Origin of the sequence: Marinococcus halophilus (genome assembly GCF_002265875.1) — a bacterium.
GTDB classification, from domain to species: domain Bacteria; phylum Bacillota; class Bacilli; order Bacillales; family Marinococcaceae; genus Marinococcus; species Marinococcus halophilus.
Genome location: NZ_NPFA01000001.1, coordinates 124,712 through 145,942, shown reverse-complemented (window position 1 = coordinate 145,942; position 21,231 = coordinate 124,712). Strand labels below are relative to the sequence as shown.

The window sequence follows — 21,231 nt, the reverse complement described above, 5'->3', positions numbered from 1 at the left end:
GCTCCCTGCATAATAAAACATGTTACCAGACATAAGTATTTGCAGCAGTGATGGGGGATATGGTGGGGGACAAGAGAAAAAAACCGTTGAAGCTCGTAACTTGGATTACCTTGTTGATTTCTGCAGTTATGCTGATTGCGCTTTGTATAACCGGTATCATTGTTGCTGTGGACACGGCTGACGATGTCCGGGATCAGCAGGCAGAGAAGGCATTAAATATTGCCCAGGCGGTCAGCCGCTCGCCGGAAGCAGCCGAAGCCCTACGTGCCGGTGAGCAGGGAGCAAGCCTGCAGGAATATACCAGGGAAGTTCAGCAGGCGACGAATATGGAATACATTGTTGTGATGGACATGAACAGCGTACGGTATACGCATCCACGCGAGGACCGGATCGGAAAGAAATTCGCCGGGGGAGACGAGACAGAGGCGTTGAATGGCCGGACGTATGTATCCACGGCTGAAGGAACGCTCGGTGTTTCCATGCGGGCTTTTGTGCCGGTAACGGCTGGGGGAGAGCAGATAGGTGTTACCTCAGTGGGCATTCTGACTGACAGCATCCAGGAGGACATCTGGGCAGACCAGAAAACGCTGGTGCTCGGGAGTGGTATTGGACTGGCAGCTGGTGTCCTTGGCGCCTTCTGGCTAGCCCGCCGTATTAAAAAAACCATGCATGGGCTCGAGCCGCTGGAAATATCGCAGGTGCTTGAGCAGCGGGAGGCGATTATGTCTTCCGTGCGGGAAGGTGTGCTTGCTGTGGACAGCAGCGGCAAGGTAATTCTGGCCAATGAGGCGGCCAGGGAACTGTTTGCAGAAGCCGGTGCTGATGAGGATCCGATGGGAAAAGACATATCGTATTTCTTTTCTGATTCTCTTCTAAAAAAAGTGCTGCAGACGAAAGAGCGGGAGCTTGACCAGATCCAGCAGCTGGATGAGGTAGAAATTATTGTTAGCTGTATGCCGGTGGTTTCCGATACGACGCTGCTTGGGGCGGTGGCTACCTTCCGAAACAAAGACGAACTGACGCGCCTCGTCGAACAGCTTTCCGGCGCCCGCACGTATGCAGAAACGCTGCGGGCCCAGTCCCATGAATTTATGAATAAGCTCCACGTGATATCAGCAATGATCCAGACAGAATCGTATGAAGAGCTCGACGACTATGTCATGAGTATTTCGAGCAACTATCGCCAGGAGGTCGGGTGGGTAACTGCATACGTAAAAGATCCGGTGCTTGCAGGATATTTAATGAATAAAATTTCCAACCTGCAGGAAAACGGCATTGAAGTGGAACTCTCGGGAAGCGGAATGTGGCCGGCGATGGCTGATCCTGAATGGACCGACCATATGATCACCATTATCGGCAACCTGATCGATAACGCCCGCGATGCCATGAACCACACTCCGTCCCCTCATTTATTTATGCATATTTACGAGGAGAACAGCTATCTTGGCTTTCAGATCGAGGATAATGGACGGGGGATGGACGAGAAGACGCAGGCAGAACTATTTGAACGGGGATATTCGACGAAAGGGGAAGGCCGCGGCTTTGGGATGTACAATACAAAGCGTTCGCTCGATACTTTGAAAGCAGAAGTGTTTATTAATTCCCAGCCAGGCGAGGGCACAGCCTTTGACGTACAGATACCCATGAAGAAGGAGAACTGAAATGAAAGTATTAATGGTTGAAGACGATCCAATGGTAGCTAAATTTAACCGCATGTATGTCGAGCGTGTTCCCGGGTTTGACGTAGCCGGCCATGCGGAAAACCTGACGAAAGCAAAAGAGATGCTTCAGGCAGAAGCGATTGATATTGTGCTTTTGGACGTATATTTAAGTAAAGAAAACGGCCTTGATCTTTTGGAGGAACTGCGAAAAGAACGGATCCCGGTGGATGTCATTGCAATTACATCCGCCAACGACACGTCGTCGCTCCAGCGAGCCAAAAGACTTGGCTGTACGGATTACTTAATCAAGCCGTTTCATTTTGAACGTTTTCGGGAAGCATTGTTAAATGTAAAGGAATGGCAGAAGGCCTCCGGGGCAAAAAAGGAATGGGGCCAGGACGACGTCGATCAGTTGTTTTTAGCCAACAAGGGGACCCGGGAGGAGCACGAACTGCCTAAAGGACTGACGACGGAAACCTTCCGGAATGTCGGCGAAGAGATTCTAAAGTATGCCGACAGCACCTTCACTACACAGGGACTTGCAGAAAGCACAGGTATTTCAAGAGTTTCTGTGCGAAAGTATCTCGCCTTTTTAGAAGGCGAAGGGGTGCTTAAAATAACAATGAATTATGCGGGAAGCGGCAGACCGCTCCAACAATATACGATGCCACCGGAGCAGGTGGAAATACTTAAGGACTGGATGGAAAAGTAAGAGAAAAGGCTGTTAGTTTTGATTATTTTGTTTACAAAAGTATGTGCTTACTTACAAAATGTATACAAAGAATCAAAACTTTATTATATTAGTCAGCAAGCGCTTTCAATAATCTGAAAATAGAGGTGAGAAGGATGAAGAATACGGTTGCGTCCGGGTGGAAATCATTATGGAACTCCCATCGGCAGACAAAAAAACTGCTGAATGTGTTTCAGACGGACCGGTCACCAACACGTCATAAGGAAGAAGAAATACAGGATCCTTCTACTGCAGGCCGCAATACCAGCCGCGGCGGTGATGATGGAGGAGGAAATGACGGGGGAGACAGCGGAGGGCACGGCCCTTCTTACAAACGTCCACAGCTCGTAGGACTTATTTTAGGGCCATTATTATTTCTGATTACCATGTTATTTTTAGATCCTTCCGGGCTGAGTTATGAAGGAAAAGCAGTTCTTGCCACCACGCTCTGGATTGCCACCTGGTGGATTACAGAAGCAATTCCGATCCCGGCAACTTCATTATTGCCGATTGTTCTGCTGCCGATCACCGGGGCACTTGATGGGGATACGGTTGTTTCTTCCTACGGTAATGATATTATCTTTTTATTCTTAGGTGGTTTCTTCATTGCTTACGCAATGGAAAAATGGAATCTACATAAGAGAATCGCGCTGTTTATCATCGCGGTTATCGGTACAAGCACCAACCGGATTATTCTGGGCTTTATGGTGGCTACAGGCTTCTTGTCCATGTGGGTGTCCAACACAGCCTCCACGATGATGATGCTTCCAATTGCGCTTGCAATCACGTATCAGGTGTCGGAAGCTCTTAAAGGAGAACAGGATTCCGAAAAAGAAGTGAAAAAATTCGAAAAAGCGCTTATTTTCGGTGTTGGTTACGCTGGAACGGTCGGCGGGCTCGGTACACTGATTGGAACGCCGCCGCTCAGTATTCTGGCTGCGCAGTCAGAAGAGCTGTTTGGCCAGCAGATTTCCTTTGCACAGTGGATTATGTTCGGCGCGCCGATCGTAGCCGTCTTCTTACTGATGGTGTGGTTCTATCTGACGCGTTTTGTTTACAATATCGGCTTTTCGAATATTCCGGGCGGCCGCGATATGATTCAGGCTGAAAGAACAAAGCTTGGAGCAATGAAGTACGAAGAAAAAATTGTTATGGCCGTGTTCGTATTTGCCGCGGTAATGTGGATTACACGTTCATTCTTCTGGCAGGAAGTAGTCGGAGTCGCCGGCCTCAGTGATGGCGGTATTGCCATGATCGCTACGGTGCTTTTGTTTTTGGTGCCTGCCACAAAAGAACAAGAAGACCCGCGGGTGCTTGTCTGGAAAGATTCCAGAGAGATTCCATGGGGCATTCTTCTCCTGTTCGGCGGTGGGCTGGCAATTGCTGCCGGCTTTAGTAACACGGATCTTGCCGAATGGATTGGTAACAGCTTAACTATTCTTGAAGGCGTAAATATTATTCTCGTTATCCTTGTATCTGCCACGCTCGTATTGTTCTTAACAGAAATTACGTCCAACACAGCAACAGGCACGATGATTATTCCACTGGTGGCTTCCCTTGCGATTGCCATTCAAGTGCATCCGTTTGCGCTGATGGTGCCATGTGCGATGGCTGCGAACTGTGCGTTTATGCTGCCGGTTGGTACGCCGCCAAACGCCATCATCTTCGGGAGCGGAAAAATACGAATCATCGACATGGTGAAAAACGGTTTCTTCCTGAATATATTTGCGATAATACTGATTACGACATTAGTTTATCTGGTTCTGCCGACGCTTTGGGGCATAGACTTAACCACTGTACCGGAAGCTTTTCTCAATAACTAAGGAGGCCCCGTCATGAAAATTACTCAAGTAGAAGAGCGGGCGGTGCCGATCAAATCGGATATCCGTAATGCGTTTATTGATTTCAGTAAAATGAATGTTTCCGTCGTAGCGGTCAAAACCGATGTCATAAAAAACGGCAAATCGGTCGTAGGCTACGGGTTTAACTCCAACGGCCGGTACGCGCCGAGCGGGCTTTTACGCGAGCGGTTTATCCCGCGCCTGCTTGAAGCCTCTGAACAGGAGATTACAGACGACGACGGGGCCAACCTGGATCCCTTTAAAATTTGGAACGTATTAATGACCGGTGAAAAGCCCGGCGGCCACGGGGAACGCTCGGTGGCTGTCGGCGTCATCGATATGGCCATTTGGGATGCGGTAGCTAAAATTGAAGAAAAGCCGCTGCATCAGCTGCTTGCCGAACGGTATAGAAGAGGAAAAGCAGACAGTAGTGTATTCGTGTATGCGGCCGGCGGCTACTATCAGCCTGGCAAAGGAAACGAGGCACTGCAGCAGGAGATGCGTACGTATTTGGAAGCCGGCTATTCGGTGGTGAAAATGAAAATAGGCGGCGTGCCACTTGAAGAGGATATCCGGCGCATCGAAGCTGTGATTGATGTCACCGGCGATGCAGGAAAGCTTGCAGTAGACGCAAACGGACGCTTCGATTTGGATGAAGCCATTGCCTATGCTAAAGCGCTCGAGCCATACGGTCTGTTCTGGTACGAAGAAGCGGGAGACCCGCTCGATTACGCTCTGCAAAACACGTTGGGCCGCTACTATTCTCATCCGATGGCCACGGGAGAGAACCTGTTTTCCATGCAGGACGCCCGGAATCTGATCAGCTACGGCGGTATGCGGCCAGACCGCGACTATCTGCAGTTTGACTGTGCTCTCAGCTACGGCCTGGTGGAATATATGCGCACGCTCGATATGCTGGAAGCGAATGGCTGGTCATCGAGAAGATGTATCCCTCATGGCGGCCATCAAATGTCACTTAATATTGCAGCCGGCCTGGGACTTGGCGGTAATGAATCCTATCCTGGTGTTTTTGAACCATTTGGCGGCTTTGCCGATGACTATCCGGTGGAAAATGGCTATGTGCAGCTGCCTGAGGTGCCCGGCGTCGGCTTTGAAGCGAAAAATAACCTTTATACGCTGCTGCGTTCTGTGCTGCAGTAAAAGAAAGCCTGCAATCATTCAAAGATGATTGCAGGCTTTTTCCCTTATATAAGCCGGTACAGGCTGGCGAGCCCGAGCCCGCCGCCTATGCCAATCATAGCTACGCCGAACGGGAGGCCGCTGTTCTGCATCAGCCGGAGCAGGCGTGTAACGAGAATTGCTCCCGAAGCACCGTATGGATGCCCCTGGGCGATGGCGCCGCCGGCTATATTCAGCCGCTCCGGCGGAAGGCCAAGCTGCAAAGCGGAAGCGAGAACCTGGGAGGCAAATGCTTCGTTGCATTCCCATACAGAAATGTCTTCTACAGACATCCGGTTTTGCTTAAGCAGCCGCTCTACAGCAGGCACCGGGCCGATGCCCGGCATGTTTGGGTCAACACCGGCCGCCACGGCATCGATGAGTTCGAGCACGGGCTTCAGTCCGTACTGCCGGCAGGACGACCGGGTTGCCATCAGCGTGAGCGCTGCTCCGTCACTGATACGGGAGGAATTGGCGGCGGTAACCGTACCGCTTTCCCGGAAAACAGCGGGCGCACGGCGGATGAGTTTATTCATTTTATCTGGAACACGAAGCGAAGCATCTGCTTGAATGGTGCTTACCGGAATGATTTCCCGGGAAATGTCCGGCTTTGCTGCCTCCTCCCATGCCAGCCTATAGCTGCGTTCGGCAAAGGCATCCTGATCTGCTCGGGATATGCCGTAAGCTTCCGCTGTCGTTTCCGCAGCTTCTCCCATATCAGGATCTCCGATAAACTTTGGGGAAAAGCGGGCTCGTTCCTGCGTGGAGGAAACCGGGTAGGCATCTGAAGCGAAAAAGGAGCGTTTCGGGGCCCGGCTTGCGCTTTCCACCCCGCCGGCAAGGACCGTATCTGCCGCACCGGCCTGCAGGTGCCGGAAGCCCTGGTGTACTGCTTCAAGCCCGGAGCCGCACTGGCGATCAACGGTTACCCCGGGAACAGAAGTGTCATAGCCGGCTTCAAGAAGGCTGAGACGGGCGAGATTACCCCCGGGCCCGACGGCGTTTCCCATGAAAACTTCATCTGCCGGTACGTGTTTATTTATCCCGAACTGGTTTTGAAAATGTGCATATAGCGGCGCCGTCAGCTGTTCAGGCTCCAGCTTTGAAAACGCACCCTGTATGTGATGTACAGGTGTCCGTTTGGCATCGATAATATAGACAGGCTCGGCCATGATTACCGTTCTCCTTTAGATAAAGCTTTATAATATTTCTTTGCTTCCAGCCGGTTTGTTTTTCCGCTCGCAAGCATAGGCAGGCCTTCCGCCTGCAGGCATGCGGGTATCTTATAAGCGGGCAGCCGCTGCCGGCAGTATGCGAGCAATTCACTTACAGCAGGACTGCCTGTATAAAGAGCAGCGATTTTTTCTCCCTGGAAAGGGTCGTGTACACCAAAAACGACTGCCTGCTTCACCTTTGGATGACTTGTGAGCACCTGCTCGATTTCCTCGGCATAAACATTGCGTCCCCGGCTGACAATTTTTTCGCTCTGGCGGCCAGTAATATAAAGAAAGCCTTCTTCATCGACGGAGCCAATGTCTCCGGTGGCTACTGCGCGGGGGGAGTGAAAGGAGGCTTCTCCGGCATAGCCGCTGAATAAAAATGGGCTTTTCACTACCAGCTCCCCAGAAGACGGGCAGGATGAGGCTTCGACCATAGGAAACAGACGGCCGGTACAGGAAGAGGAGGCTTGTTCCTCGCGGTGGTTTAAGGCGCTGATAAAACTAGTTTCTGCACTGCCGTAAAATTCATACAGGGCGGCCGAAGGAAAACGGAGAAACGCTTTCGGATTGTCAGCGGGAAACCATTTCTCTCCGCCTGTAATAATCAGCCTGACTGAGGGAGAAGGAGAAAATGAGTGACTGAGCAGCCAGCGGAGCATCGTAGGCACAGCGTATAGTACTGTGACCTGTTTCTCCTCAACCATCCGGGAAATCCCCCGGGGCGAGTGCCGGACAGGAAGAACAACGGTGTGGCCGTACTCGAGCATGCGGACGGTTCCGTATAAAAAAAGAGAGTGGGACAATTTTCCGGTAATCAGGACACGTTCGTGATCCCGAAACGGGAAAAGCTGCTTTTCTGCTTCAAAGCTTTTCAGCCAGGAACGATGGCTTCGCAGGCATATTTTCGGCCTGCCGGAAGAGCCTGAAGTGCACGCGCCATAAAACAAATCCGTTTCTCCGAAAAGCGCAGCGGGAGCAGACGGCTGCCCTTCAGCGCGAGTAACTTCTTCAAGCGTCAGGGAAGGGACCGGCGACCCGGGCGCTTCACTATCTGCGACGAAAAGGCTGGGCCTGGAAGAGGAAAGAAGGACAGCTGTGGCGTTGCTGTTCAGCATTTCATCCACTGGGACAGCGATGCCGCCCCCAGACACGATCGCAAAAAACATATACAGCTGCTCGAGAGGGTCCTGAAGCGCAAAAGCAACTTGTTTTTGAAAAAGCGTACCGGCAGCTGCGCAGAGCTGCTCCTGCCGGTGAATAATGGTTTCATGCAGCTCCCGCCAGCTGATCGAATAATCCGAATATTCGACCGCCGTTTGGGCAGGCACATAAGCAGCATAGCGGGCAATGGACTGGCCGATCATAGAAGCTCTCCTTTAGGCGTTACAGCCTGATTTTGTGCTGCTTGTTCAGCCTGACCGCAACAAAACTGGCAACCACTGCTTTAAAAATATCTCCCGGCAGAAAAGCCAGGGCCTGGATAGCGGCAGTGGTCCACGGAATGTTTATTAAAAACGATAAATAGGTAACGCCTCCGGCATAAATGACGAAAATCCCTCCAATAATATTAGCAGACAGATACTTTGGAAATGACGGTTTCTTAAAGGAATGGGCAATCCAGCCAATGATAAACGCCCCGAGCGGCCAGCTCAAAATGTAGCCTCCGCCTGGGCCAAATAATATACCGGCCCCGCCACGCCCGCCTGCGAGCAGGGGAAGGCCTATCATCACGAGCACCACAAACAAGAGTATGCTGAGACCGCCGTATCTCGCGCCGAGCAGAGAGCCGGCCAGCATAACGCCGAGAGTCTGCAGGGTAATCGGCACTGGGCTGAACGGCAGCGGAATCGGCGGAACGATGCCTAAAGCTGCGATAATTGCTGCAAATAAAGCCGTATAAATAATTTTTTGTATACGCATTTATGTTCACCTCACTGATTTCTAAGGATAGAAAGAAATCAGCCATTTGTCAACTTAATTTTCAAAATGGTTAACGAAATGAACCCCTGCGGTAAACATGAAAAACTGCCACAAGGAGTAAATAATGGATAAAATGCAAAAATGACACAAAAAAACCCGGGGGCTCCGGGTTTTTTCATGCTGAAGTTGTTTTTTTCTGGCGAATGATTGGCACAAGAAAGGAAAGAAGAGCGACAATCATCATGCCGAGGGAAATCGGCCGGGTGAAAAAGACCGTTAAGTCGTCGTTGGCGATAGTCATGGCCTGGCTGAAGCACCGAGCTTGGGTCCTCGGAGGCGTATGCCCCCTGGACAACCGGTGAGCTTGCTATGTAGGTGGCTGTACTTAAGGCTTTATCTTCAAGCTCTTCTTCGATATCATTATATTCTAAATAAGCAAATACGCCGAAGGAGCTTATTGTAATAAAAGCGACCAGCCCGACAACGAGAGACATGATTTTAGTCTGCATCTTCACATTTTTTCTTATAAGTGGCCCCTCCTTTAAAAAGAACGCTTTCAAAAAATTAGTGACAGTATTTTTATAATTGGAAATACAGGTTATGCAAAGAGTAGCACCTCGCAGGTGCCACGGCAATTACGTGAAAGGAGGGAAAAAATGACTCCAATCAGCATGAAAGCATACGTGGAAGCTTTCGGGAATCCTTCCGAACAGTTGGGTATAAGGCTTGAAGAGAAAAAGGAATTAAAGACGGATGAAGTGGAGGTACGGATGCAGTTGTCTCCAGTGAACCCCTCGGATCTTATCCCCATTTACGGGCGGTATGCCCACCGGGTGACGCTTCCGCTGGTGCCGGGCTATGAAGGAGTCGGTGTCGTCGAACGGGTGGGAAAAGGAGTGAGCCGGCGGGTGCTGGGGCAACGGGTACTGCCGCTGCGGGGAGAAGGTACATGGCAGACGGTGGTCCATGCGCCGGCAGCCTTGGCCGTGCCGGTGCCGGACAGCCTTTCTGATGAAACGGCTGCCCAGATGTATATTAATCCGGTAACGGCGTACGTGCTTTTAACCGAAAAGCTGAAGATTCCTTCCGGTGGAATGCTTGTTATCAATGCGGCTAATTCTGTAATGAGACGGCTATTGATTCAGCTGGCTGCAGGTATGAATATTCGAGTGGTGGGACTTGTGCGCCGCAGAGCGGTAATAAACGAGCTGATGCAGCTTGGGGCCCATAAAATTATAGCGGCTAAGGAAGGAGAAGAAGCGCTCCAGTTGGAGAGCGTCTTGCAGGGAGAAAAAGCGGATGCGGCCGTTGATATGGTGGGAGGGGCCTCTGGTACAGCCCTTGCCCGGAGCGTTAAACCTGGGAAAACATTACTGGCGCTGGGGCTGCTCTCGGGCCGGCCGCTTGACTGGGAGTATACAACGGAGACGCTGGGCGTGAAAGGGAAGATGTTTCATTTGAGGCACTGGAATGCGGCAGTTTCCGGTGAACGTTTTCAGCAGGTATTTCAGACTCTGTTTCATATGATGGAAAGCGGGAGGCTTCTGCTTCCACCGGTGCAGCACACCTATCCGCTCGGACAAGCCAGAGAGGCACTGCAATTTTATGAAAATGGAAAGAACAGCGGAAAAATAATATTCAGCAGGCCGTGACTGCCTGCTCTATACAAGAGCGGCTGTCCCGATTTATAATAAACATACTCAATCCAACAGAAACGGTGAGAAACTTATGCGGGAATTTTCTTTTTATTCAACTCCCTTCGGCGTAAGCGGGGAAGAAGTACCATATGCAGCAATCGCAAAAGCCAGGACAAGCAAAGAACTCGTATCAGACCAGGAAACTGACGCCTTTTATTTTCGTTCGCTTGAAGCGGACGGTATTTTTTTGAATGAAGCCCAGATCGAAGCTGTGCGTTTCGGAAACGGGCCGCTGCTCGCGCTTGCAGGTGCGGGCTCGGGAAAGACGTCGGTGCTTGTCTGCCGGGCCGGCTATTTAATGGCCGTCAAGCAGGTGCCGGCAGAATCCGTTCTGCTGATTACATTCACCAAAAAAGCAGCGGAAGAAATGAAAACGAGAGTGATGAACCTGCCGGGTGTCGGTGAAACAGCCAGCAATCTGCAGGTGCGTACGTTTCATGCCTTTTTCCTGCTTCTGCTCAGGCGTCACGGCATTCGACAGGAAATTGTTTCAAGCGAGCGGAAAAAGCAGCTGGCCGTCAAGCTTTTGATGAAGGACATGGGCCTTGAGGATGTCTATCAGCCTGAAGCGGTCTTATCCTTTCTGTCCTATCACAAAATGAACGATACCGCCGTCGCGGATCTTCCTGAAAAAGAAACAAGCCAAAAGCAGTTAAAGCGCATCTGCCAGGCGTATGAAGACTGGAAGCTCGAGCGCAATTATATTGATTTTGATGATATTTTAATGAAGGCCAAAACGATGATGGACGAGGACCCGGCTTTTTTGCAGCAGCTGCAGGACCGGTTTGAGTACGTGATGGTCGACGAATTCCAGGACACCAACTATCTTCAGTACCAACTCGTGCAGATGATCGTGGAAAAGCACCGCAATTTGTTCGTAGTGGGGGACGATGACCAGACGATTTATTCGTTTAACGGGGCCCGGCACGAATTTATTCTGGAGTTTGACCAGAAATACCCGGAAGCACAGACCATTGTGCTCGACGTCAACTACCGCTCCCATAAGGCAATTGCCGGTCTTGGGAACGAAGTAGTGCGCCACAATAAACAGCGGAAAACCAAAACCCTCCAGGTCATGAATGCGGAAGCGTCGTCTCCGTTTTATTTCCGGGCGGCTTCCACTGATGAGGAGGCGGAGCAGGTGGTGGCGGACATGAAGCGGGCGGTGGCAGAGGGAGAATGCGAATGGCGCGATATGGCCGTGCTGCACCGGACAATCAGTGTCAGCCGTGCGATTTTTGAGCAGCTGACAGCCCAGGATGTTCCGTTTGTGCACCATTCCCTCGGCAACCAGATGTTTTATGAGCAGTGGCCGGTGAAAGCTATGATGGACTATCTGCGGCTGAGCCTGAATCCGACGCTGATAGAGGCGATGCCCGAGGTCGTGCCGACGTTATTTATTTCCCGGGAACGCGGCATGCGCCACATTAAAGAGCAGGAGATATTTTCTCCCCGCAGCGAACCGCTTCTTCATTTAACAGAGATGCCAGGCATCCGCCCGTTTCAGCGTAAAAAGGTGGAGGAGCGGCAGAGCATGATCCAGAAACTGAAGGAAAAACGCCCGGAAACGGCGATCCGGCAAATGCGCCGCCAGTTTTACGACGGCTACCTGGAGGCGGATGAGCAGCAGGTGAGCATGAAAAAGGAAACGTTAAAAGAAACGCTCGACGAGCTGGAGTCCTCAGCCAAGCGGTTTGAGAGCGTGTCGTCGTTTGTATATTTTGTCGACGACATGCTACGGACGTTCCGCGAAATGAAAGAGAGGGAGAAGGACCCCGACGCGAACCATGTGTCGCTGATGACAATTCACCGGGCCAAAGGCATGGAGTTTCCGGTCGTATATGTTATCGGCGCGTCAGAAACGATCATGCCGCACGATTCTGCGTTAAAGGCTGACCGGATGAAGGATCTTTTATATGGCGAAAAGGCGGAAAACAAACAGACACAGGCCCTTGAGGAAGAGCGCCGTCTCGCCTATGTAGCGATTACGCGGGCGAAGCAGAAGCTGTGCATCAGCTCACCGGCCTTCTACCGTGGCAAGGAAGTCGAAGTGTCACGCTTTCTGCTCGAAGCCTTTCCGGGGGAAACACATACCGGAGAAAAGCAGGAAACGGAAACAATTGATGCGCTTGTCTGTGAAGAAGCGATGTGCCCGGCATGGATACGTCTGTCCGAAGCCTCTAATGAAAACGAAAAGGAATGCCCGATGTGCAAAGGGAAAATGGTGCCCGGTACCAAGCAAATTATAAAAAAATAGTAGTTGGAACTGCCTTTGCGACAGTTGTCGCCGGCCTGCATTAAATAGTTGAATAATCAGGGCATGCAGGCTACGATGAAGTGACAGGTAAAATTGTTTTTAAGGGGGAACTGGGAATGGCAGACGAATCAGTGACATTATATGCATGGATTAACGGAAAACGAGTGGACGCCGACGAATATATGGAAAGAGAGAATCCGGCCGATCCGCAAAAAATCGTGGCCTACGTGCCGAAAACAACAGTAGAACAGGCGGCAGAAGCCATTGAAGCAGCCCGTGCTGCTTTTCCTGCGTGGAAGGAAGTGCCGGTGGAAGAGCGCATCGAGCGGATGGAGCGCGTAATTCAAATGCTAAAAGACCGTACGCCGGAGCTCGCTGAGGTATTAGCGGAGGAACACGGCAAGCCAGTTTATGACGCCCACGGGGAAATGGCGGTTTCAATCATGTGGATGGAGTATGCCTGCCAGACGGTCAAAGAAACGATAGCTGACCAGGTGGATGAAGGCGAAGGCGGCAAGACAATTGTCCGCCAGGAACCGCTTGGCGTTGTGTCGGCGATCAGCCCGTGGAACTACCCGATCGCCCTGTCTACGATCAAAATAGCTCCAGCGATTCTAACTGGAAATACGGTTATTTCAAAGCCGAGTCCATTTGCGCCGCATGCGGTCAGCCTGGTGGTTGAATTGATTGCCAAAGAATTTCCGGACGGGGTGCTAAACCTCGTGCACGGCGAAGCGGAAGTCGGCGTAGAGCTTACTTCCAATAAACATGTGGATAAAATAGCTTTTACCGGTGGCACGGAAACAGCGAAGAAAATTATGAAATCAGCGGCGGATACGATCAAGGATATGACACTCGAGCTTGGCGGCAATGACGCCGCTGTAGTGCTGCCGGACTTTGACGTAAACGATGAACGCGCAATGCGCCGCATGGTCATCTCCAATTTCCTGACCGCCGGCCAAATCTGCATGATTACCAAACGTATTTATGTGCCACGCTCCCTGTACAAGGAGTTCGTGGAAAAGTATCAGGAGGCAGCCAATAAATGGGTGAAAATTGGCAGTCCGTTTGATGAGCAGGTCACGACCGGGCCGCTCAACAACAAACAGCAGCTGGATTTTGTGAAAAACCTTGTGGATAAAGCGGCTGAAAAGGGCGCCGATGTCATTCCGTTAGGCCATGTTGTGGATAACGAACTGTTTGAACAGGGCTACTTTCTGCAGCCAACCCTGGTGCTCGGCGCTGACCAGCAGGACGACATTGTGAAAGAAGAACAGTTCGGGCCGACAGTGCCTATTGTGCCATATGACACGGTGGAGGAAGCGGTGGAAATGGCGAACGACAGCATTTACGGCCTCACAAGCTCGGTATGGGGAGAAGAAGACCATGCCATCGAAGTGGCAGCCCGCATTGAAGCAGGCACAACGATGATCAATACCGCCGCTGTGCAGGGGCTCGATGTCCGCTATCCATTTGGCGGATTCAAGCAATCCGGTATCGGCCGCGAATACGGAAAGGAAGGTCTTCTCGGCTACGTGACGCCGCATGTCATCAACGTACCGAAAACAAAGGACCTGCCATACATTCCCGAATAGTAAGAACAAGCAGCTGTCCTGGAGGAATCCAGGGCAGTTTTTTTATGCTATTGTTTATACAGAGCAAAGATTTTTTAAGGAGTGATCCAATGCGAACGATACAAATCGTCCCGTGGAAAAGCGAGTGGCGGGACTATTTTCTCCATGAGCAAAAGCTGTTGGAGCTCGAAACCGGTGAAGCAGAAAATAATATTTTTCATATAGGGAGCACAAGTGTGCCGGGACTTGCGGCAAAACCGATTATCGATATTTTAATTGAAACCTCTGATCTTTCGTGGTGGATTATGGATCGTCTTGAAGGACTCGGATATACGGGAAAAGGAGAGCACGGTATCGCGGGGAGGGCTTTTTATTATAAAGGGAAACAAGTTCGCCGATTTCACGTGCACGTGTTTGAAAAGAAAAGCGATGGGAGTGGGCGTCACCTAGCCCTCCGGGATTATTTACGTTCTTTCCCGACAAAGGCGAAGGAATATGAATGCATTAAAAAACAGGCGGCTGCCCAGTATCCGCACAGTCCGTCAGAATATATGAATGAAAAGCAAATCGTTGTGCAGAAGCTCGAACAAGAGGCTCTCTGCTGGAAACGGGCAGAAGAAGAAAACTGACGAAACCGTCCACAGACATATACACAATGGGGATGGTTTTCAGCTTAAATCAGAAAGTAAAGAGGTCAGGAGCAGATTCATCCACAGGGTTCGGTACCGCCTAAAAATTATCATCTTATTTCAGCAGCATAAACGGGGACTTACGAAAGATAAACATAAAAAATCGAAGCACCTGCTTCGATTGAAGGTATTGCTCATAAATAATTTACTAAATGGAAGAACCGGCTTGTGGACATCTATTGGTATGCGTTCGAAAATTATCCACAGCCGGCTGGAAAACAGAATTAGAGTGGAGGAAGCTATTGGTATAAAGCGGTGTGAATTTTTCTCATCAACCGTCCCGTGCGTACCGGTTGCTCGGCAAAAGCAACATAGCCGTCCGGGCGTATGAGCACAGCTGAAAACGTCGGGAGTTTCCATTTGACAGCAAGGTCGCGGCGGTAATCAAACAGGTGGTGGATATTCGGCTTTGAGGCCCGGAGTATGCCCTTGCGCTGAACAACGAGAATGAGAATGGAAGGTCCGTACTGCCGGCGCACCTCCTGAATGCTTTCGTCGAGCTGATGGAGCTCCTGCTCGTCTTCGATATAAAACAGGCAGGTAAACTGCTGGATGTGCAGAAAATCCATTACGTCTGCGTGTTCTCCCTCCGTGGTAAGAACACGTGCCGGAGCAGCCCGGGAGCCGGCCGGAATCATTTCTCCCTGGTGCTGGAATTTCGCAAGTGAGGCCCTGTTCTGATAGCTGATGTCAATATTGGCTAGGCGCTGGGTCAGCTGGCGCTGCAGCGAGTTGCTTTTGCTGAGAATGCTTACAGGGTTTGCCAGGAGGCGTGGAATAAGGGTATGGGAGCGGGTCATCACCTGCATTGCCGTATTTGTCATTCGGATAGTCCTGCGTCCGACTACGTATCGTTCTTCTTCATACGTATCGAGCAGGGCAGGGTGGGAATGGCCGCGCAGCACCCACGCCAATTTCCAGCAGAGGTTGACCGCGTCCTGCATGCCGAGATTCATTCCCTGGCCGCCAAATGGGCTGTGCAGGTGGGCAGCGTCCCCGGCGAGAAACAGCCGATGGTCACGATAGGCGTCTGCCTGATGATGCGACGTTCCGAATTGAGACAGCCAGGAAGCATGGGGGAAATGCACCGGCTGCTGGGTAATACGCCGCACGCTTTTTTCAAGATCCTCAAGAGGGAGATCATCCCGGTGTTCACGGTTCTGTTCGGCATGGTCGATAGTGATTACCCGGTACTTTTCATCGCGGAAGGGAAAGAAAGCAGCTACGCCGCGCTCGGTAATGAATGTAGAAATATCGTTGGAAAGTGAAAGTCCTTCCACCGTGACGTCTCCCAGAAAATAGATTGTTTCATGCTTGCCGCCCGGAAAGGAGACGTTCATGTTCTCACGGACTGTACTGTGAGGCCCGTCACATCCGATCACATAGGAAGCGCGGATTAGTTCGTGTCCATTTTCGGTGGCGCATTCCACCTCTGCGTGGTCACTGTACTGGGTAATCCGTTTGCAGTGGGTGTTCCAGTCAATAAACTGGCCGACCTCCCGGAGCTGTTTCTTTAAAATATGCTCCGTATCTGACTGCGGAAGCATCAGCATAAAGGGAAACGGGGTATCGAGCGAAGCAAAGGAGGCATTGGAAGGTCTTTTGCCTTCCGGCTGAACAGCCGCATCAGTAATGGGGAAGCCTTCCTTCAAAAAGGGACGGAGCGCTCCGATCAGATTGAGCATTTCAAGAGTTCGCGCCTGGATGCCGAACGCTTTGGAAAAGGGAGAAATAGAGCTTTTTCTGTCTAAAATCCGGACGCGGATGCCGAGTGCTCTTAAGGTATTGGCAGCAGTCAAGCCTACGGGGCCTGCCCCAACAATGCATACGTCGGTATTTGTGGTTTTCATGGATTCATCACGCTCCCTTCGTATACTTGTATTATACCCTCTGGAGGGCTGCTTCACGCTCCTGCTTATTTGCAGCATTTTGCAAAATATGTTTGAATAATAAGAAATTAATGCTTTCTAGGGGAGCCTGATGGCTGAGAAAGGTTTAAGTACCTTGACCCTTGGCACCTGATCCAGGTCGTACTGGCGGAGGGAAGAAAGAAGGAACACCCCGGTTATTTATGCCGCTTCTTCTCTAAAAGAAGCGGCTTTTTATATAGGTTAAAAACTAGGAGGGGCTTATGGAAGAACCAAATTGGGAAAGATTGGTGGAAGAACGCAGGCAGAAATTAACCGACTTAGCCAAAAACTTAATACGATTTAATACGATGGCGCCCCCGGCCCGTAATACAGCGAATGCTCAACAATTTATAGCGGATTATCTGCAGCAGCGTCAGTGGGACGTTGATAAATGGGAAGTTTTTAGCGGAGATCCCAACGTAGTAGGCACAAAAACCGGAAAAGAGGGGAACCGGTATAACAGCTTAATTCTGAATGGACACATAGATGTAGCGGAGGTATCACATAAGGAGTGGAGCTTTGATCCTTTCGATCCGGCAGTGAAAAACGGATGGCTCTACGGAAGAGGAGCAGCTGACATGAAAGGCGGGCTTGCAGGCATACTTTTAGCTGTTGATATTTTACATGAACTAAAAATTGATTTGCCTGGCGACGTTATTGTGCAATCGGTAGTGGGTGAAGAAGTAGGTGAGGCCGGTACACTTCAATGCTGCCGAAGGGGATATACTGCTGATTATGCACTCGTAGGAGATACGAGCAATCTTAATATTCAGGGCCAGGGAGGCGTTATTACAGGCTGGGTCACTGTGAAAAGCCAGCAGATACATCATGACGCCATGCGCCGGAATCTGATTCATGCCGGAGGTGGAAAATTCGGGGCAAGTGCTATTGAAAAAATGATGATACTTATCGAGGGTTTGCAGAGTTTAGAAAGAGATTGGGCCGTACGAAAAACTTATCCGGGGTTTCAGCCTGGGACGAATACCATTAACCCGGCAGTCATTGAGGGAGGAAGAAATGCTGCATTTATAGCTGATGAATGCAGTCTTTGGATTACGGTCCATTTTTATCCGGATGAGACCCATGAAACAGCGGCTGAAGAAGTCGAAAATCATCTCCGTAAAGTGGCTGAGGCTGACCCGTGGCTTCGGGAGAATCCTCCAACATTTATTTGGGGAGGAGAATCGATGATAGAAGACAGAGGCGAAATATTCCCTTCCCTGGAAGTTCAGAGCAACCACCCGGGCAGTCTGCAGCTGCTGGAATCCTTTAAAGAAATCACCCATGAAGCAGGAGAAATTAATACTTCTCCTACTGTCACAGACGGAGGGTGGCTGGCGGATGCAGGCATTCCCTCTGCCATTTTTGGTCCGGGGACGCTTGAAGAAGCACACGCAGTCGATGAAAAAGTAGAGGTGGAACAGCTGGTTACATTCACAAAAATAGTATTGTCCTTTGTTTATAAATGGTCACATACTCTAAAAGAATAGAAAGGACGAGGTTAATGTCATTCACTCACGATTTAAAGGAAAAGCTGCTTCCGGTATGGCAGCAGAATCACACACATCCATTTGTGGAAGAGCTTGGCCAGGGGACCCTTGATAAGGAAAAATTTCGCTATTTCATGGTTCAGGATTATCTTTATCTCGTGCAATATGCGAAATTGTTTGCGGTTGGCGCTGTTAAAGCCGAAGACGTTGAAACAATGGGGGCTTTTGCGAAGGTGATGGATGTGACCATGAATGAGGAAATGAGCCTGCACCGCCAGTACGCAAAAAAGTTCGGGATCACTGAACAGGAGCTTGAACAGGCAGAGCCGGCCCCGACAACCCTTGCATACACCAGGTATATGCTGCACGAAGGACAAAATGGCGGCCTGGCTGAGCTGCTTGCGGCTGTGCTTCCGTGCATGTGGAGCTACGCAGAAATTGGAAGAAAGCTCAGTACGTGGCCGGGAGCATTGGAGCATGAACTGTACGGTGAATGGGTACAGATGTACAGCGATGACGAATTTCAGCAGCTCGCGGACTGGGGCATCAGTATGCTCGACCGCACGGCAGAAAACAAACCCGAGGCAGAAAAAAGAAAGATTGAAAATATATTCTTAACGACCACCCGGTTTGAGTATTTATTCTGGGACATGGCGTACCGGCTGGAAGGCTGGCCGCAGACATGAAAAAGCCCCCGGCAGACCGGGGGCTTTTACTTATGGTCGAGGGGAAAGCGTAAATACGCCAAACCATTCGTTTTCATCGGTCCACCAGTCATTGGCTTCCCAGGAGGACTGGCGGGCCAGGTGCGTGAATTCCTCCGGAGTGAATTTCCGGCTGTTTTCTGTATGGATAGTCTCGCCGGCACGCATCGTAAATGTTTCCCCGCCAATCGAGAACAGGGAAGGCTTTTCAGCGCGCAAATGCATTTCGATCCGTCCGAGCCGTTCATTGTAAAAAGCTTCATGTTCAAAATGACCGGTGGTAATACCAGCGTCAAGCTCTCGGTTCAGGCGGTGGAGCAAGTTCTTGTTAAAGGAAGCAGTAATTCCTGCACTATCGTTGTACGCCCGGTGCAGCACCACCGGGTCCTTCTTCAAATCGACCCCGACCACAAGGCTATCCTCCGGCTTCATATGGGAAGCGAGCTTCTTTAAAAATTCCGAAGCTTCCTTCGGATCCAGGTTTCCAATCGTAGAGCCGAGAAAAAAGACAGCTGCAGGCTGTTCTCTGCTGCTGTTTAAAAAAGAAATTGTTTTTGTATAGTCTGCACATACGCCGGAGACCTGCATGGCAGGCACGGCCTCTTTCACACGGGCTGCGGTATCATGCAGGGCACTAATCGAAATGTCGACGGGGGTATAGCTCACGGACTCCGAAAGGAAAGGAAGCAGGCAACGGATTTTATCAAAGCTTCCGCTTCCAAGCTCAATTAGGGAGGAAGCTCCAATACTTTCAGCAATTTCTTTCCCATAGTCGGACAAAACAGATGCTTCGGTCCGGCTGACGTAATATTCCGGCAGCCGGGTAATTTCATTAAACAGCATGCTCCCTCGTTCATCGTAGAAATGTTTGGGGGGGATGCTTTTCGGTTCAGCAGCCAGTCCGGTGCGGACGTCTTCAGCCAGGGAGGACAGCGAAGGTTTTAAATCCAATACAGTATAATCAGCCATGGCTATTTCTGCACCCCGTCCTTGGCAAGCCGGAGTCCGCTGAACTGCCACCGTTTTTCCGGAGGGAAAAAATTACGGTAGGTGGAGCGGATGTGCGACTTCGGTGTCGCGCATGAACCGCCGCGCAGCACCATCTGGTTACTCATAAATTTGGCATTGTATTCTCCCATGGCACCCTCCGGCGGACGGTTGCCCGGATACGGGGAATAAGGACTGCGTGTCCACTCCCATACGTCCCCGTACGCATTGGGAAACGACTGAAGGGGTCTTGGGTGATAGCTTTCAGACTCTAGAAACGTACCGTCTGCTTCGGCGCCGCGAAAAGCATATTCCCATTCCTGTTCCGTAGGAAGGCGGGCTCCGGCCCAGCGGGCATAGGCATCTGCTTCGTAATAGCTTATATGGGCAATAGGTTCATGAAGGCGCACTTCTTTCAAGCCGTTCATCGTAAAGTAAAACCAGATACCGCCCTGCTTCTGCCAGTAAAGTGGTGCTTTCCAGTCCTGCTCCTGGACAATGCCCCAGCCTTCGGAAAGCCACAGCTCAGGGTCTTCGTAGCCGCCGTCTTCAATAAAACGAATATATTCTTCGTTGGTCACCGGCCTTGAGGCGATAGAGAAGGCGTGCAGGTAAAATTTATGCTCCGGGCGTTCATTATCAAAAGAAAAATGCAGGTTATCTGTCCCGATAGTCGTCAGCTCGTCTTCATAGGCGTGCCATTCAAGCTTGGATGTTTCTCCCTGTTCTTCAAAAGATTCATTTTCCAGGTAGGCAGGGTTAAGTGGATTCATTGAAAAGTTGAATTTTGTGTCGGTTACTAACAGTTCCTGGTGCTGCTGCTCGTGCTGCAGGCCGGTTTCCATTAATTCAGCGATCTCTTCATTCCAGGGGCCTTCTTTGAGAAAATGTTCCATGGCTTCTTCTACATGACGCCGGTATTCCATGGTGTCTTCGGTGGTCGGCCGGGAAATCAGCCCGCGGTACTGCTTCGGAAATGGCTTTCCCTGCGTTTCATAATAAGAATTATATAAGCCGTTAGAGAATTTCGAAAACTCTTCATAATTGTCATCATATGGCTTAAGAATGAACTGCTCAAAAAACCAGGTCGTATGAGCTAGATGCCATTTTGCAGGGCTTACGTCGGGGTGGGCCTGAATCATAAAATCTTCCGTATACAACGGTGCGGTCAGCTTCATCGTCTGCTTCCGCAAAGCGGTAAAACGTGCCGTGAAATCAGCTCTAGTGGCAGATTCCTTTGTTTGTACGATACTTCATTCCTCCTCAGGTAAATAAAATGGTGCACACATATATGCACATGAGAGTTAAATACCCGCTTCAAAACGGGGCAAAACAACACAGGATCGCAGAAAAACAAAAAAAGAATGCCCGT

The 21,231-nt window shown here is 50.5% G+C and carries 17 protein-coding genes and 1 riboswitch; of the genes, 10 read left to right on the top strand and 7 right to left on the bottom strand.

The features are described from left to right. Nucleotides 1-86: 86 nt before the first annotated feature. The 4 genes from dcuS (at nucleotide 87) to CHL76_RS00770 (ending at nucleotide 5,393) form a co-directional block, all read left to right on the top strand. Complete coding sequence (gene dcuS / locus CHL76_RS00785; RefSeq protein WP_233133177.1) at nucleotides 87-1,661, top strand: DcuS/MalK family sensor histidine kinase; 1,575 nt, start codon at nucleotides 87-89, stop codon at nucleotides 1,659-1,661. A 1-nt stretch (nucleotide 1,662) separates the two neighbouring features. Continuing rightward, complete coding sequence (locus CHL76_RS00780) at nucleotides 1,663-2,373, top strand: response regulator (protein WP_079474897.1); 711 nt, start codon at nucleotides 1,663-1,665, stop codon at nucleotides 2,371-2,373. Between the two features lie 134 nt (nucleotides 2,374-2,507). Further along, complete coding sequence (locus tag CHL76_RS00775) at nucleotides 2,508-4,214, top strand: SLC13 family permease (protein WP_094907553.1); 1,707 nt, start codon at nucleotides 2,508-2,510, stop codon at nucleotides 4,212-4,214. A gap of 12 nt (nucleotides 4,215-4,226) precedes the next feature. Then, the gene (locus tag CHL76_RS00770) at nucleotides 4,227-5,393 is read left to right on the top strand and encodes a mandelate racemase/muconate lactonizing enzyme family protein (protein WP_094907552.1); all 1,167 of its coding nucleotides are present in this window, start codon (nucleotides 4,227-4,229) and stop codon (nucleotides 5,391-5,393) included. A 44-nt stretch (nucleotides 5,394-5,437) separates the two neighbouring features. On the opposite strand, the gene CHL76_RS00765 is transcribed toward CHL76_RS00770, so the two are convergent. The 4 genes from CHL76_RS00765 to CHL76_RS00750 are packed head-to-tail and all read right to left on the bottom strand — an operon-like array spanning nucleotide 5,438 to nucleotide 9,060. After that, the gene (locus CHL76_RS00765) at nucleotides 5,438-6,583 is read right to left on the bottom strand and encodes a thiolase family protein (RefSeq protein WP_079474900.1); all 1,146 of its coding nucleotides are present in this window, start codon (nucleotides 6,581-6,583) and stop codon (nucleotides 5,438-5,440) included. A gap of 2 nt (nucleotides 6,584-6,585) precedes the next feature. Next, nucleotides 6,586-7,995 carry an AMP-binding protein gene (locus tag CHL76_RS00760; RefSeq protein WP_094907551.1) on the bottom strand — a complete coding sequence of 470 codons (1,410 nt, stop codon included), beginning with the start codon at nucleotides 7,993-7,995 and terminating at the stop codon, nucleotides 6,586-6,588. A gap of 19 nt (nucleotides 7,996-8,014) precedes the next feature. Beyond that, nucleotides 8,015-8,551, bottom strand: coding sequence for a biotin transporter BioY (locus CHL76_RS00755; RefSeq protein WP_094907550.1), 537 nt, complete (start codon nucleotides 8,549-8,551; stop codon nucleotides 8,015-8,017). Between the two features lie 38 nt (nucleotides 8,552-8,589). Beyond that, nucleotides 8,590-9,060 carry a hypothetical protein gene (locus CHL76_RS00750; protein WP_094907549.1) on the bottom strand — a complete coding sequence of 157 codons (471 nt, stop codon included), beginning with the start codon at nucleotides 9,058-9,060 and terminating at the stop codon, nucleotides 8,590-8,592. 147 nt (nucleotides 9,061-9,207) lie between these two features. Here CHL76_RS00750 and CHL76_RS00745 point away from each other — a divergent pair, with 147 nt between their 5' ends. The 4 genes from CHL76_RS00745 to CHL76_RS00730 all read left to right on the top strand — a co-directional run bounded on the left by CHL76_RS00745 (nucleotide 9,208) and on the right by CHL76_RS00730 (nucleotide 14,708). Further along, a complete protein-coding gene (locus tag CHL76_RS00745; protein WP_094907548.1) occupies nucleotides 9,208-10,203 on the top strand; it encodes a zinc-dependent alcohol dehydrogenase family protein in 996 nt (331 codons plus the stop codon). 76 nt (nucleotides 10,204-10,279) lie between these two features. Beyond that, nucleotides 10,280-12,505: an ATP-dependent helicase gene (locus CHL76_RS00740; protein WP_094907547.1), complete on the top strand. Its 2,226-nt coding sequence runs from the start codon at nucleotides 10,280-10,282 to the stop codon at nucleotides 12,503-12,505. A 116-nt stretch (nucleotides 12,506-12,621) separates the two neighbouring features. Further along, complete coding sequence (locus CHL76_RS00735; protein WP_094907546.1) at nucleotides 12,622-14,100, top strand: aldehyde dehydrogenase family protein; 1,479 nt, start codon at nucleotides 12,622-12,624, stop codon at nucleotides 14,098-14,100. Between the two features lie 89 nt (nucleotides 14,101-14,189). Then, nucleotides 14,190-14,708: a GrpB family protein gene (locus tag CHL76_RS00730; protein WP_158219018.1), complete on the top strand. Its 519-nt coding sequence runs from the start codon at nucleotides 14,190-14,192 to the stop codon at nucleotides 14,706-14,708. A gap of 299 nt (nucleotides 14,709-15,007) precedes the next feature. On the opposite strand, the gene CHL76_RS00725 is transcribed toward CHL76_RS00730, so the two are convergent. Then, nucleotides 15,008-16,618: an FAD-dependent monooxygenase gene (locus CHL76_RS00725; protein WP_158219017.1), complete on the bottom strand. Its 1,611-nt coding sequence runs from the start codon at nucleotides 16,616-16,618 to the stop codon at nucleotides 15,008-15,010. Between the two features lie 109 nt (nucleotides 16,619-16,727). Further along, nucleotides 16,728-16,830, top strand: a riboswitch (TPP riboswitch). 69 nt (nucleotides 16,831-16,899) lie between these two features. Here CHL76_RS00725 and CHL76_RS00720 point away from each other — a divergent pair. Both CHL76_RS00720 and tenA read left to right on the top strand, forming a co-directional pair. After that, the gene (locus CHL76_RS00720) at nucleotides 16,900-18,168 is read left to right on the top strand and encodes an acetylornithine deacetylase (protein ID WP_094907543.1); all 1,269 of its coding nucleotides are present in this window, start codon (nucleotides 16,900-16,902) and stop codon (nucleotides 18,166-18,168) included. A 14-nt stretch (nucleotides 18,169-18,182) separates the two neighbouring features. Next, nucleotides 18,183-18,854 (top strand): thiaminase II, encoded by a 672-nt coding sequence (gene tenA, locus CHL76_RS00715; RefSeq protein ID WP_079474910.1) that lies wholly within the window; start codon nucleotides 18,183-18,185, stop codon nucleotides 18,852-18,854. A 30-nt stretch (nucleotides 18,855-18,884) separates the two neighbouring features. On the opposite strand, the gene egtD is transcribed toward tenA, so the two are convergent. Together egtD and egtB are read right to left on the bottom strand one after the other, a co-directional pair. Next, the gene (gene egtD / locus CHL76_RS00710; protein WP_094907542.1) at nucleotides 18,885-19,841 is read right to left on the bottom strand and encodes an L-histidine N(alpha)-methyltransferase; all 957 of its coding nucleotides are present in this window, start codon (nucleotides 19,839-19,841) and stop codon (nucleotides 18,885-18,887) included. Nucleotides 19,842-19,843: 2 nt separating this feature from the next. Beyond that, nucleotides 19,844-21,109 carry an ergothioneine biosynthesis protein EgtB gene (gene egtB, locus CHL76_RS00705; protein WP_261763912.1) on the bottom strand — a complete coding sequence of 422 codons (1,266 nt, stop codon included), beginning with the start codon at nucleotides 21,107-21,109 and terminating at the stop codon, nucleotides 19,844-19,846. Between the last annotated feature and the right edge of the window lie 122 nt (nucleotides 21,110-21,231).